General features: G+C 36.5%; 15 protein-coding genes. 5 read left to right on the plus strand and 10 right to left on the minus strand.

What is annotated here, in order from left to right:
- Nucleotides 1-57: 57 nt before the first annotated feature.
- Entirely contained in the window at nt 58-789 is a 732-nt protein-coding gene (locus PI23P_RS07020; protein ID WP_004570078.1) for a biotin--[acetyl-CoA-carboxylase] ligase, read from the plus strand.
- Here the strand turns inward: PI23P_RS07020 and PI23P_RS07025 are convergent.
- Both PI23P_RS07025 and pyrE read right to left on the minus strand, forming a co-directional pair.
- Nucleotides 786-1,175 (minus strand): hypothetical protein, encoded by a 390-nt coding sequence (locus PI23P_RS07025; RefSeq protein ID WP_004570079.1) that lies wholly within the window; start codon nt 1,173-1,175, stop codon nt 786-788. The two genes, PI23P_RS07020 and PI23P_RS07025, sit on opposite strands and share 4 nt — an antisense overlap.
- Nucleotides 1,176-1,188: 13 nt before the next feature.
- The gene (pyrE, locus tag PI23P_RS07030) at nt 1,189-1,830 is read right to left on the minus strand and encodes an orotate phosphoribosyltransferase (RefSeq protein WP_004570080.1); all 642 of its coding nucleotides are present in this window, start codon (nt 1,828-1,830) and stop codon (nt 1,189-1,191) included.
- 7 nt (nt 1,831-1,837) lie between these two features.
- On the opposite strand from pyrE, the gene PI23P_RS07035 reads away from it, so the two are divergent.
- Nucleotides 1,838-2,434: an NUDIX hydrolase gene (locus PI23P_RS07035; RefSeq protein WP_238299991.1), complete on the plus strand. Its 597-nt coding sequence runs from the start codon at nt 1,838-1,840 to the stop codon at nt 2,432-2,434.
- A 52-nt stretch (nt 2,435-2,486) separates the two neighbouring features.
- Nucleotides 2,487-4,148, plus strand: a complete 1,662-nt coding sequence (locus PI23P_RS07040; RefSeq protein WP_004570082.1) for a SulP family inorganic anion transporter — start codon at nt 2,487-2,489, stop codon at nt 4,146-4,148.
- Nucleotides 4,149-4,269: 121 nt separating this feature from the next.
- Here PI23P_RS07040 and PI23P_RS07045 read toward each other — a convergent pair whose 3' ends face one another.
- The 6 genes from PI23P_RS07045 to PI23P_RS07070 all read right to left on the minus strand — a co-directional run bounded on the left by PI23P_RS07045 (nt 4,270) and on the right by PI23P_RS07070 (nt 10,775).
- On the minus strand, nt 4,270-6,486 hold the full coding sequence (locus tag PI23P_RS07045; protein ID WP_004570083.1) for a xanthine dehydrogenase family protein molybdopterin-binding subunit: 2,217 nt from the start codon (nt 6,484-6,486) through the stop codon (nt 4,270-4,272).
- Nucleotides 6,483-6,947 (minus strand): (2Fe-2S)-binding protein, encoded by a 465-nt coding sequence (locus tag PI23P_RS07050; protein WP_004570084.1) that lies wholly within the window; start codon nt 6,945-6,947, stop codon nt 6,483-6,485. Before PI23P_RS07050 ends, PI23P_RS07045 begins: the two co-directional genes overlap by 4 nt.
- A 60-nt stretch (nt 6,948-7,007) precedes the next feature.
- Nucleotides 7,008-7,466 (minus strand): pyridoxamine 5'-phosphate oxidase family protein, encoded by a 459-nt coding sequence (locus tag PI23P_RS07055; protein ID WP_004570085.1) that lies wholly within the window; start codon nt 7,464-7,466, stop codon nt 7,008-7,010.
- Nucleotides 7,467-7,527: 61 nt separating this feature from the next.
- Nucleotides 7,528-9,273 (minus strand): M14 family metallopeptidase, encoded by a 1,746-nt coding sequence (locus PI23P_RS07060; RefSeq protein WP_004570086.1) that lies wholly within the window; start codon nt 9,271-9,273, stop codon nt 7,528-7,530.
- 5 nt (nt 9,274-9,278) lie between these two features.
- Entirely contained in the window at nt 9,279-9,737 is a 459-nt protein-coding gene (gene coaD, locus PI23P_RS07065; RefSeq protein ID WP_004570087.1) for a pantetheine-phosphate adenylyltransferase, read from the minus strand.
- 63 nt (nt 9,738-9,800) lie between these two features.
- Complete coding sequence (locus PI23P_RS07070; protein WP_004570088.1) at nt 9,801-10,775, minus strand: D-alanine--D-alanine ligase; 975 nt, start codon at nt 10,773-10,775, stop codon at nt 9,801-9,803.
- Between the two features lie 91 nt (nt 10,776-10,866).
- Here PI23P_RS07070 and PI23P_RS07075 point away from each other — a divergent pair, with 91 nt between their 5' ends.
- Entirely contained in the window at nt 10,867-11,424 is a 558-nt protein-coding gene (locus PI23P_RS07075) for a PASTA domain-containing protein (protein ID WP_004570089.1), read from the plus strand.
- 68 nt (nt 11,425-11,492) lie between these two features.
- Nucleotides 11,493-12,533, plus strand: a complete 1,041-nt coding sequence (locus PI23P_RS07080; protein ID WP_004570090.1) for an RluA family pseudouridine synthase — start codon at nt 11,493-11,495, stop codon at nt 12,531-12,533.
- Between the two features lie 83 nt (nt 12,534-12,616).
- Here the strand turns inward: PI23P_RS07080 and PI23P_RS07085 are convergent, their stop codons facing one another.
- Nucleotides 12,617-13,087: a DUF6428 family protein gene (locus tag PI23P_RS07085; protein ID WP_004570091.1), complete on the minus strand. Its 471-nt coding sequence runs from the start codon at nt 13,085-13,087 to the stop codon at nt 12,617-12,619.
- A 47-nt stretch (nt 13,088-13,134) separates the two neighbouring features.
- Nucleotides 13,135-13,665, minus strand: a complete 531-nt coding sequence (locus tag PI23P_RS07090) for a GNAT family N-acetyltransferase (protein ID WP_004570092.1) — start codon at nt 13,663-13,665, stop codon at nt 13,135-13,137.
- Between the last annotated feature and the right edge of the window lie 72 nt (nt 13,666-13,737).

Raw genomic sequence — 13,737 nt, forward strand, 5'->3', positions numbered from 1 at the left:
TTCTATTTTTGCGAGTATTTTGTGTATTATTGAACTACTTTACAGTTTATTTAACACTTGAAAATAATCAAACTTAGTGCCATTGATTCCACCAATTCTTTTTTAAAAGATTTGGCGCTAACTTCCACCCTTGAAAATTTCACAACTGTTGCCACAGATTGTCAGTTGAATGGCAGAGGACAACAGGGCAGTAGTTGGGAGTCTGAGCCCAATAAGAACTTAATGTTTAGTGTGTTTTTGAGATTTCAGTCATTTGAGATCGCTGAAAAAAGCTATTTAAATTTTGCTGTTTCTTTGGCGGTTTATGAAACTTTATTAGCAGAGAAAATACCGAACATTGCGATCAAATGGCCAAACGACATTTTGTCAGGAAATAAAAAAATATGTGGTATTTTAATTGAAAACAATTTAAAAGGAACTGAAATTACTTCCGCTGTAATTGGAATTGGTTTGAACGTAAATCAAATAGATTTCCCCGCGACAATATCGAAAGTAAGTTCTTTACAGTTATTGTGTGGTAAAAACTTTGATCGCGATATTTTGCTAGAAAAGATAGTGTTCAATTTAAAACGAAATATCGCACTTTTAAAAGCAAAGGAATTTTACAATTTAGAGGCTGCTTATCTAGATGTGTTATATAAGAAGAACATTCCTACAATGTTTAAAGATCATAAGAATACATTGTTTATGGGTATGGTTGTTGGCATCTCCAAAGAAGGCAAACTGCAAGTAGCGCTCGAAGATGAGCGTGTGCTGGAGTTTGGGATTAAAGAAATTTCTTTTCTTTAGAGTTTTGCAATATTTTCAGACAAGGTGGTTACAAACTTCGTTAATGGTTTCGAAATCATCATTGCCATCATAGGATTAAAGTCTCCCTCAAAGTTCAGGGATACTTCACTTTCGTCAGCTGTTTTCTTTACAATATTAGCGCTCAAAGTAAAAGGAAATTTGCTACTCGCAGCACCAAGCGTAACATTTGAAAAGGGTGTTTTCTCTTTTAAAACCAATCTTATTTCTGGCATTCCGGGCAAACCGAACAAAAAAGAATCTCCGTCAACTTCAAACTTATTTATGTTGTCGGGCATAATTTTCTCAAAGTTTTGGATGTCACTAAAAAAGTTAAACAGTGCTTCTTGAGACTTTTCTAAGTGGATTTTATTTCCTTCAATATTCATTTTTGTTCCTGTTTTATTGTTTCCAAGTACTCGGATCGCGTCTCCATTCGTGCAAGGTAATGAGTTCTTTTTCTGTAATATAATTGCTTTCTAAAGCTTGCTCAATTAAATTCTCATAATTGCTAAGCGTAATTAAATTAATATTTTTGTCTTTAAAATTCTGGGTAGCAACATTAAATCCATAAGAAAAGATAGCCACCATACCTTTGACTACTGCGCCTGCTTCTTTAAGGGCATGGACAGCATTCAGACTGCTACTGCCTGTGCTAATTAAATCTTCTATAACCACTACATTTTGACCGCTTTCTAAATAGCCTTCAATTTGGTTTTTTCTACCGTGTTGTTTTGGTTCAGGTCTCACATATACAAAAGGGACACCCAATTCTTGTGCTACTAAAATACCAATTGCAATTGCACCGGTTGCAACTCCTGCAATTACATCGGGTTTGCCATATTCTCTTTCTACAATTTTTGCAATTTCTTCTTTTAAGTAAAGACGAACTGGTGGGTATGAAAGTGTTACTCTATTATCACAATAAATCGGAGATTTCCAACCGGAAGCCCATTGAAAGGGAGCGCTTGGATTTAACTTTATTGCCTTTACCTTTAGTAAAAGTTCAGCTGTTTTTTTTGCTGTATCTTTGTTTAAAATCATAATGCAAATGTATGTAGTTTTTGTAAATGATAAACCAATTATTGTGACATCTTCACAAAAAAAAGAGAATAACTTTCCTGTTTATATTCTTGCGAATTGTGTTGTAGAAGAAATTATTCATAAACTGAAGAATAAAAATATTAGAGGCGTAAACCTATACACACCTGATATAGAGAGCGGTTGGAATAATTTTATAAAGTCTTTTAATACTGTTTCTGCTGCAGGAGGTTTGGTGCTAAATGCAAAAAAAGAGGTATTATTCATTTACAGATCTGAAAAATGGGATTTGCCAAAAGGTAGGATTGAAATTGGAGAATCCGTAGAAGAAACTGCCATTAGAGAAGTAGAAGAAGAATGTGGTATTTCTAATTTAAAATTGGTAAAGCCGCTGATTACTACCTACCATACCTACTACCAAGATGGGTTAAAATTAAAGGAAACGTTTTGGTTTTTAATGACTTCAGAATACCAAGGCGAATTAACGCCACAGTTGGAAGAAGGCATAACGCTAGCCATTTTTAAAAATCCAAAAGCGATCACAGAAGCCCTTCAAAACTCATACAAAAATATTGAGTGGGTGTATGATACTTACCTGAAAATGTGATATTCTCGAAAAACCTGCTATCTTTGCCAGCTTCTAAAAAGATGCAAATAACATGACTGAATTTATAAAAAAAATAACTCCAAACGCAAAAGATGATGTTTTGGCAGGAATTACGGTTTCATTGGCAATGATTCCAGAAGTTGTGGCATTTGCTTTTGTGGCACAAATAGATCCTTTAGTAGCACTTTCTGGAGCTTTTATTATTGGTTTGATTACAGCTATTTTTGGAGGGAGACCAGGGCTGATTTCTGGTGCTGCGGGTGCCGTAGCAGTTATTTTTGTTTCGATGATTTCAGAAGGACATACGAAAGGAATGTTATTTGACACTCCAATAGACAATATGGGGTACTTTTATCTACTAGCTTGTGTAATTTTGATGGGCACAATTCAGGTATTTGCAGGTGTTTTGAAAATAGGAAAGTTTGTACGTTTAATTCCGCACTCGGTAATGATGGGGTTTGTAAATGGATTGGCAATTGTTATTTTTTGGGCACAGGTAAAAATGTTTACACACAAGTCTCCAGAAGTTTCTGTAGCTGGCGTAAAGTCCTATGCAAGCACGTATATGCAAGGAACAGAGTTGTATATAATGTTAGGTTTGGTAGCTTTAACCATGGCAATTATATGGTTGTTGCCTAAAGTCACAAAAAAAATACCAGCAGCTTTGACAGCCATCTTAATAACCACTTTTATTGTTATTTTTTCGGGATTGGATGTTTCTACTGTTGGCTCGTATATTATAGAGGGCGGTGGAACTGGGTTAAAAGGAGAATTTCCAACACCCAACGCAGCCCTTTGGCAAAACCTGCCTTTCAATTTAGACACGTTGTTATTTATCTTACCATTTGCGTTTTTAGCGGCCTCTGTTGGGTTGATCGAATCTTTAATGACGATGAATTTGGTAGACGAACTCACAGAAACCAGAGGAAATGGAAATCGGGAATGCGTAGCACAGGGCGCAGGAAATATTTTAAGTGGGCTTTTTGGAGGAACCGGTGGTTGTGGAATGATTGGTCAAACAGTTATCAATATCAATGCAGGAGGACGTGGACGGTTATCAGGGATCATGATGGCTTTGACGCTATTGACCTTTATCTTGTTTACAGACAAACTGATTGAGCAAGTGCCTATTGCCGCTTTAATAGGGGTAATGTTTATGATGGTTATCGAAACCTTTGCTTGGTCTAGCTTTAGAATATTAAAGAAAATACCTAAATCAGATGCTTTTGTGCTTATTGTTGTTTCTGCAGTAACTGTAATTTTTGACCTGGCAATTGCGGTTTTTGTAGGGGTTATCATTTCTGCATTATCTTTTGCTTGGGAGAATGCAAAGAAAATTAGAGCGAGAAAACGTTTTAGAGAAGATGGTACTAAAATTTATGAAATTTGGGGCCCCTTATTTTTTGGAAGTATTTCTGCATTTAACGAAAAGTTTGATGTAAAAACAGATCCTGAAAATGTTGAAATTGATTTTGTAGAAGCACGGATATCAGATCATTCGGCGATAGAAGCAATTTCGCTACTAGTAGAGAAGTACCAAGCAGTTGGTAAAAAGGTGAAATTAAAACACTTAAGTGAAGATTGTAAAGTCTTACTATATAAAGCGTCTCCTATTTTTAAAGGCGTTATTGAAGAGGGTATTGATGATCCGAGATATCATTTGGCCGCGAACCCAGAGAAATTTCCAAAACCTTTAGGAGAGTATAAGTTTTAGAGAAGATAAAAAGGAACGAAACGGTAAAGCACAATTAGTACTAATTGTGTTTTTTCGTTTCGTTCATAGGTCATTTAATTAGAGCAAACAACATCTTTAAGTACACCTGTATTTTTTGATTTTAGACCATGCCCAAATCACTTAGCGGCAGACTGCGAACACGTTCTCCGGTGGCATTGAAAATAGCATTGCAAATGGCAGGGGCAATTACGGGAACTCCAGGCTCGCCAACACCTGTTGGGGGTTCATTCATGGCATCGACGATATTTATGTGAATGTTTGGTGCATCTTTCATTCGGGTCATTTGGTAGTCATAAAAGTTGTTTTGAGCTACAGCGCCCTCTTCAATAGAAATCTTACCGTATAAAGCAATAGACATTCCGAAAATGGCAGCACCCTCTAACTGATTTTTAACATTGTCTTTATTCAACGCCAATCCACAATCAATGCTAGTCCAAATATTTTCTACTTTCACTTTTTTGTCAATTACAGAAACTTCTACGATGGTGGCAACATAACTGTAAAAGCTGTAATGAATGGCCACTCCCAAACCGTGGTTTTTTGGTAATTTTTTTCCCCAATTTGCCATGGAAGCTGTTTTGTTGAGCACATTTTTGAAACGTTTAGAGTGAAAAGGAAAACCAGCGCTCCCTGCAATAGTTCGATCTGGTCCAAGCAGGTTTAAATGAAACTGTATCGGATCTTTTTTTGCAGCAAAGGCCAATTCGTCTATAAAAGAATTGATGCCAAAACCGCTGTGAATATGCACCACTGAACGCATCCAGCCAATTCTTATATTGGCTTCTGCTTGCACATTCTCGAGTCTAAAATTTTTTAAAATATAAGGGTTGTTGGTAAACCCTTGGTTTAGTTCAAATCCAGAGGCATATTCAGAAAAAGGTGTAAAAGAAGACACAATAGAGGGGAAGCCTACGCGCTGTAACCAACCGGAAACATTTCCGTTTCTATCCAGAGAACCTTTTAGGTATTGTGCACTGGTAGCGTGGTAAAAATCGTGTTGTACATCATCTTCGCGGGTCCATACAACTTGTACAGGCGCATTTATTTGTTTAGAAATAGCAACTGCCTCTACCACAAAGTCTGATTTTGATTTGCGGCCAAATCCACCTCCTAAAAAGGTAACGTTCACGGTAATGTTTTCTTCGGGAATCTCAAAGAAATGTGACAGTTCGCTGCGGGCAGTTTGTGGGTCTTGAACTGGTGCCCAAACTTCTATGTTATTTCCCTGAAACCATGCAGTGGCATTGGGGACCTCCATCGGAGTGTGCGCTAAAAAGGGAACGTGATATGTCGCTTCAACTATTTTTACTGCTGCTTTAAAAGCAGACCTTACGTTGCCTTTTCCTCCAGGAACCAACTTTCCTGTTTTGTGCACTCTTGAAGTAAGTGTTTTTTTAAAGGTTTCGGAATCAAAGGATGCGTTTGCTCCGCCATCCCATTCAATCTTTAAATTCGCTTTTCCTTGAAAAGCAGCCCACGTATTATTTGCAATTACGGTCATTCCTCCGAACATTCCAAAGAATTTACCTGTTGGTGGAATCAATCTTGGGAGTTCAAAAACGCTTTCTACACCCTGCACTTCTTCGGCATATTTCTTATTAAACTTTTTTACAGTACCAAACGCAACAGGGCATCGCGCAATGGCTGCAAACTTCATATTTGGAAGGCGAATGTCCATTCCATAAGCTGCGGTTCCGTGTGTAAAATCTTTTAAATCGACACTTTTTAAGGTTTTTCCAATAAACTTAAAATCTTCAACTTTTTTTAGTTGAATGCTGTCTTCTTCGGGAAGAGATATCAGGGAAGCTTCGGCGACCAAATCACCAAAGAACAGGGTTTCTTTGGTGATTTTATTAATCACAAAATGATTTTTAGCGCTGCAATCTTTTGGTGCAATATTCCATTTTTTTGCAGCTGCAGCAAGCAACATCATTTTTGCACTAGCGCCCATTTTACGCATCGGTGTTAGTTGTGTTCTTACACTTCTAGAGCCGTCTGTATTTTGGTTGCCATATTTTTCATGTCCTATTGCTTGTTCGACAGTGATGTATTTCCAGTCTGCTTCTAATTCATCAGCAATGGCAGAAGCTAGTGAGGTTCTAATTCCCTGTCCCATTTCGGAACGGGAAGCGATGATTGTAATATTTCCGTTTTTTTCTAAGTGTATAAATAAGTTCGGATGAAACCCCTCTGCATCTATTGTGGGAATAAAGTCTTTTTTGTCACTGCCAATGGAACATCCCAGAACAATACCGCCAGTAGCCAAACCCAAGAGTTTCACAAAATCTCTTCTGTCTATTCTATGAATTTTACTCATATCACTTCGTTTTTAAGAGTAACGGCTTTGTGAATTGCTTTTTTAATGCGAGTGTAGGTGCCACATCTACAGATATTCGCACTCATAACGGCATCAATTTCATTATCTGTAGGATTTTCTGTTGTATCTAGCAAGGAGGTGGCTGCAATTAATTGTCCAGATTGACAATATCCACATTGAGGTACATTACCATCAGACCAGGCCTGTCTTAAAAACTCTAAATTTTCTGAACTACCTTCAATGGTTAAAATTTCTTTTCCATCGGCGCCTGAAACTGGAAGGCTACAGGACTTTATAAGTTGTCCGTCTAAAAGGACAGAGCAGGCGCCGCATTGACTAACACCGCAACCAAATTTTGTACCTGTGAGTCCTATGATATCTCTAATTGCCCAGAGTAAAGGCATTTCTTCTGGTGCTTCAATTGCATGCAATTTCCCGTTAATTAATAAGTTTATAATCACTTGTACTTCTTTTAGTTTGATAAGTTACGAATAAATAGAAAGCCAAATTAAAAGTTTCTGCTACAATTTTAACTTCGGTGCTTCCCAGGTAACTGAATCTCCTAGGATTTTGTACTTCTCACTTATAATGACTGCTTTATAGGGCACAAACTTGATCAGTATGTAGTCGGTAGTTTTGTTTTTATAGAAGCCTTTCCACTCTTTTTTCCAATAGCGCTCTTTTTTATCTTTAGCATTTATAATACTGGCAACACCTTGCAATGTAACATAGCTTGCACTCTCTTTATTAAAATAGTAGAGTGATACAGCGCTGTTCTTTTGTATTTGGGAAACTTTCAAGCTTTTTGGATTGGTGCCCATCCAAACAGTAAGGTCTACCTCTGGTGCAAAAGGATCCATTGCGCGTACATGTGCAATTCCTGCACTGTCTACCGTAATTAATGCTGCGTTTTCGGCCTGTGTCATGACCTCTTTTGCAATTTCTTTCAATCCTTTTTTGGGAATGTCTGGTGTATTCATACAACTCATAAAATTAAAGAATAAACATGAAAAAAGAACCCATTTCATGTATTGGTCAGTCTTAAAAAACTTTAAAAATAGGCAATCGTAAATGTGCTTTTTCATAATGAGGTGAGTTATTATAGATAAAATCTAATTGCGCCTTCGAGTTTTCAGCAAAAGAAGCGTCCTTTTTCATTTTTGTATCAAACAGTTGTTTAAAATCTAGATTTTGTAGTAAAAAGTCTTCCGCAAGATCTTCGAATACGTACGAAGAATATCCTTCTTTCTGCTGCAAGATCGTATCAAAAAAATTCCAGTTAAAAAAAGAGTCTGTAGCTGCTGCTTCTAAAGTTTCTAACACATAACGAACACCATTTTGTTGGGTAGGAATATAAAGATCTCCTGCTCTAAATGCTATTTTTTGTGGGGTTGAAGATACGGTGGTGTTGGAGTGCAAATAATGCCCTTCATAGGCAGTTGCACTTGTGTCGTAATTGACAATCTGCTGTACATCGACTTTTAAGATGGTGTCCTTTTGAAAGCGTGTAAATGCAATATTATTCAAGGTGAGTCTGTCCACAATTTTATGCCATCCTTGTTTTAAAATATATGCTTTTGGTATGTGCACTTCTCTTGAAGGTAGAAAAGTGTTATAGTAGTCTACTTCCCTCGTAAAAGGCATGCTACTGTCATAAAATAAGCGTTCTCCATTGGTTACCTTGCTAGCGATTGTTTTAGCTTCGTATCCTTTGAAGTTTAAATGTGTTGGACTTTCTTTGTCAACAGTGTAGGCAATAGTATATGTTTTATTTTTTAAAATAGCTGCTGCGGCATTTGCGCGTAAAAATTTTATTTTTTCTGAATTTTTTTCAGTAAAATCAAGTGCAGAAAGTAGTAATTCATAGGTTTGTGTCACTCTTGTTTTGTAGGGTTTTAACATGTGTGTTTCTACCATTAATCCCAACGTATGAAATAAAGAGGTATATCCTGTAGAATATCTTGGCGAATCAAAAAACTGAGAGAAGCCAGCTTCTGGAGTTGTGCCCCAAACATTGACGTAAGGTGTAATTATGATTTCTTTTGCTTTCAAGGATGCCTCAATTTGAGGCCGCATTTCAGTTTCTAAAAAAGTCCCTAAAGCACCTCCTAATTTATTGTGTTGTGTAAATAAATGTGTCAATGCGTATTGGTAATTGGCTCCGTTACTCACATGATTGTCAATAAACACTGCGGGATTAACAGTGTGGAAAATTTCAGAAAATGCTGCTGTATTCTTCGTGTCTTGTTTGATGAAATCTCTGTTTAAATCAAAATTCCGCGCATTTCCTCTAAATCCATAGGATACAGGTCCATTTTGATTTGTTCTGGAATGCGAATTTCTATCTAAAGCACCTCCCACATTATAGACAGGAATAACGGCAATTATAGAATTTTTGTATCGCTGCTGAAGACGATCACTTTGAACAATGTCTCTTAGTAAAAGCATCGCAGCATCAATTCCGTCAGATTCTCCTGGATGGATTCCATTGTTGATTAAAATTTTGTTTTTCTTAGAGCTGGTAATTTCTTCTACATTCGTAATTCCTTCAGCGGCATAAACTACAAGGTGTAGCGGTGCTCCTGAATCTGTTTGACCGAATGAAAATAAAGATATTTGGGTGTAAGCTTCCGCGAGTTGCTCGTAGTAGGCAATAATTTCGGGATATGTGGGTGTTTCTGTTCCGGCTGATTTTTCAAATTGCGTTGTAAAATCAGCGCTATTATTGGAGGGATTGCCACAAGAAAAAGCAAAAAAAAGAAGGCCAAGTAGTATGCAGTTTTTCATAGTATTTATGCTTTAATACGCACAGATTTTGGAACTAGTTTCGTGTAATCGCCGTGATTTCGAATTACATCTCTTACAATAGAGGAAGAAATATAAGAGGTGCTTGCTGCTGTTAATAAAAACACGGTCTCTATTTTTGATAAATCTCTATTGGTATGTGCAATGGCTTTTTCAAATTCAAAATCTGCAGGATTTCGAAGTCCCCGTAGAATAAAATCGACTTTATTTTCTTCACAGAAATGAACGGTTAATCCTTCATAGGCGACTACTTTTATTTTGGGATGATTGCCAAAGCATCCTTCGATAAACTTTTTGCGCTCTTCTAAAGAAAACATGTTTTTTTTATCGGCATTGATACCAATCGCAATAATCAGTTCGTCGAAAAGGGTTACTCCTCTTTCAATGATGTCATAATGACCAAGAGTGATGGGATCAAAAGATCCTGGGAAAATTGCTTTTTTCATTGTTATATATTAAGATCTATATTGTATTTAAATATACTGTTGATAGCGGCATTTCTAAAGTTTTTATTGCAAAGCAGAGACAATCGCATTGTCAAACAAATCTGCTAAAGAGATGCCTGCTGCCAGTGCTTGTTGTGGTAAAATACTTTGAGTTGTCAATCCAGGGACCATGTTTATTTCTAAGAAATACGGTTCTTCGTTGACAAAAATAAATTCTGATCTTGAAAAGCCAGTTAAATTTAAAATTTCATATACATTTTTAGCGGCCTCTTCTACTTTCTTTCGCTGTTCTTTTGTGATTCTTGCAGGCGTAATTTCCTTTGATTTTCCGTTGTATTTGGCGTCATAGTCAAAGAAATCATTTTCGGAAACAATTTCCGTAATGGGCAATACTGTTGTAACTCCTTGATAAGAAATAACACCCACAGATACTTCAATACCCTTTAAAAAAGATTCAATTAAAATTTCAGAATCTTCTTTATATGCAAGTGCAATGGCGGGTAAAATGGCTTCTCTGCTATATACTTTTGAAATTCCGAAACTGGATCCAGCTTTGTTTGGCTTTATAAAACACGGCAGTCCAACTTTCGCAATAATAGTATCAAGATCAATTGCAGCACCTTTATTTAGGTATACTGCTGTTGCTGTTTGAATGCCATAGGCTTTTACAACGCACAGTGTATCTCTTTTATTATAAGTCAATGCCATTTGATAAAAGGAAGCGGAGGTGTGTTTTAAGTTGATAAGATTAAAATAAGCCAGCAGTTCTCCGTTTTCTCCAGGAGCACCGTGAATTGCGTTAAAAACGCAGTCAAAGAGAATAGAAGCATCCTGCAACAAAAATGAAAAGTTGTTTTTATCAATGGGATATGCAGTGCCATCGGCATCTAGGGCGACCCATTTTTCTGTTGAAATTAGTACCCGATAAGCAGTGTATTTTTCTTTGTCTAAGTTGTCATAGACTACATTTCCGCTCTTTATAGAAATGTCTGCTTCAGAGGAGTAACCCCCCATTATAATGGCAATATTCTTCTTCATTATATGAAATATAGTAACACAAATTTATCAAAATATAAATAGAATCAGCAACGTTTAGTTTTTATATATTTGTGGGACTAAAAAAAAGGGTATGTCTGTATTTCATTTTTTAAAAAGTAAAACTTTTTTTGTTCAAATAGCAATTGCTATTGCGGCTTTATTGTTATTTGTTTTTGGTTTAAAATCGTGGCTCGAAGTCACTACAAATCACCATCAAAAGATAGAAGTGCCAGACTTACAGAAACTGTCTTTAGTGGAGGTTTCTATGAAATTAGACGCATTAGATTTGGCAGCTGTAATTATAGATAGTGCCAGCTTTAATCCTGCCTATCCCGCGAAATCTGTCATTGAACAAACACCAGAGGTAGGAGATTTTGTAAAGGAAAAACGTAAAATATATTTGACTTTAAATCCCTCAAAATACAGAGATGTAACCGTTCCAAATTTAGACGGTCGTACAAAAAGACAGGCCTCTTCGCAATTGCGTGCAATGGGTTTGCGTGTTGGGACCAAATTTACTTTTGTAAATGATATCGGAAAGGATGTTGTAAGAGGAATCCGTTTTAAAGGAAAAGGTATTAATAAAGGAGATAAAGTACCGCTAAATTCTATTTTGAATTTAGTTTTAGGGGATGGTGAAGGAAACTAGCTTCGTTTTGAATACCCTAGTTTTGGTAGGCGTTTTTAAATTAAATTATAAAAAATAAAAGAATCATTTTGCAGGAAAATCAGAGTCAAGATCTAGAAAACGAAGAATTATACGAGCATTATAAGTTTGTAGCAAGTGCTGGGCAAGAGCCCTTAAGAGTAGATAAGTTTTTAATGAACTTTATTGAGAATGCCACCAGAAGTAAGTTGCAGCAAGCGGCAAAAGCAGGCAACGTATTGGTGAATGAAATATCAGTGAAATCGAATCATAAAGTAAAGCCAAATGATGTTGTGCGGATTGTTTTAGCATATCCACCAGCAGAAAGTTTATTGGTTGCAGAGGACATTCCTTTGGACATTATTTATGAGGATGATACTGTAATTGTGGTGAATAAGCCCGCAGGAATGGTGGTGCATCCAGGACACGGAAATTACTCGGGGACTTTGGTCAATGGATTAATTCATCACATAGAGAACTTGCCTACAAATTCAAATGAAAGACCTGGTTTGGTGCATCGAATTGATAAAGATACCAGCGGTTTGTTAGTGGTGGCAAAGACTGAATTTGCAATGGCAAATTTATCACGCCAGTTTTTTGAAAGAACAACTGAGCGTCTGTATTATGCCTTGGTTTGGGGAAATGTTGCTGAGGATGAAGGTCGTATTGAAGGAAATATCGGTAGGAGTTTGAAGAACCGTCTTCAAATGGCTGTTTTTCCAGATGGTGATTTTGGAAAGCATGCGGTTAGCCATTATAAAGTGTTAGAAAGATTGACCTATGTTACTTTAGTAGAGTGCAAGTTGGAGACGGGAAGAACGCATCAAATTAGAGCGCACTTTAAGCACATTGGACACACTCTTTTTAATGACGAGCGTTATGGTGGAGATGGGGTTTTAAAAGGAACTACGTTTACCAAATACAAGCAATTTGTACACAATTGCTTTAAAGTATTGCCAAGGCAGGCTTTGCATGCAAAAACACTAGGGTTCACGCATCCAAAAACGGGTGTTTTTATGCAGTTTAATTCTGAGATTCCCCAGGATATTACAAATTGTTTAGAGAAGTGGAGAACGTATTCAGAAAACTCTAAGGACATTGATTTGGAATAAAATAGGCGTTAATTTAAAGCGAATTTTACACGTTCTGAGCCTACCCTTTATAGTTCGCACGGTCTATTAAAAAACACCTTTTTTTAACAGCAGCCAGAATTTGGATCACAAGCATTCGAAGCACCTGCGTCAGAAATTTTAATTCTTGGTTTTTCTGTTGTTATGCCACACGCGTCTTCTGCCAAACAGGCCGTTAATTTTGATTGTAATAGGAAGTTGGTGCCATCAAAGTCTAAGTGATAGGTGCCAATTGTTTCTTTTCCTTGGTATTCTACTTCAATTTCTAAATCTTCCAACTGAAACGTTTTTTCAGACAAGGTTATGATTTGAAGTAAGCGGTCTGGATGCAATCTGTGATCGTAATCTTTTTCTTCCCAAAGTTGGAAATTTATTTTTTCTTCATTCCTAATCTTACCACCACAATCAATATAGTTTTTGGTTGTTTTACCAACTTCAGTAACGTGGAAGTGAGCTTGTACAAGATTTCCATTTGGTAGTTGAAATCCGATTTCTTTTAAATTTTTTAAATGCTTTTTGATTTCTGATAATTTCATCATTACTTTTTTTTGATACTAAAAGAGATTCGTGTTTTTAGTTGGTTTTAAAACTCCAAAGATAAGACATGGTTTGGATTTGTTTTTGTTGGTGACAATATAAAGTCATGTGTACCTACATTTTTAAATCCTGTTTTTTTATAAAAGGCAATTGCTTTTGTGTTTTCTACCCATACAAATAACCAAATACCTGTTTGTTGGTGTTGTTTTGCCAAAGCAATATTAAAGTCCATCAGTTCTTTTCCAAGACCTAAATTATAAAAGGCTTCCAAAAGGTATAAGCGCTCCATTTTGGTACTGTTTTTTGCTTTAATGTGCGCATGCTCAGTATTGAAGATAATTTTAGAAAATCCGGCGATTGTACCTTCATAATACAACAGATGGTACTGAAATTTTGGATTTGAAAGTTCAGCTTTAAAATTTTCCTCACTGAAATTAGCCGCAATATAGGCATCTATAATTTCTTTAGGAGCTGAGTGTCCATGTGCTGGTAAAAAAGCGGCAGTGCTTAATTTAGAAAGCATAGCAGCGTCTTCTTGGGTCGCTTTGGTAATCGTGGTTTTGAGTAAGGATAACATATACTAAAGATAAATCTAAAATTTACATACTAAAAAGAAGGGTTCAACAACACTTTTTTGTTTTCGGTAGTT

This window comes from Polaribacter irgensii 23-P, assembly GCF_000153225.1.
Classification (GTDB): domain Bacteria; phylum Bacteroidota; class Bacteroidia; order Flavobacteriales; family Flavobacteriaceae; genus Polaribacter; species Polaribacter irgensii.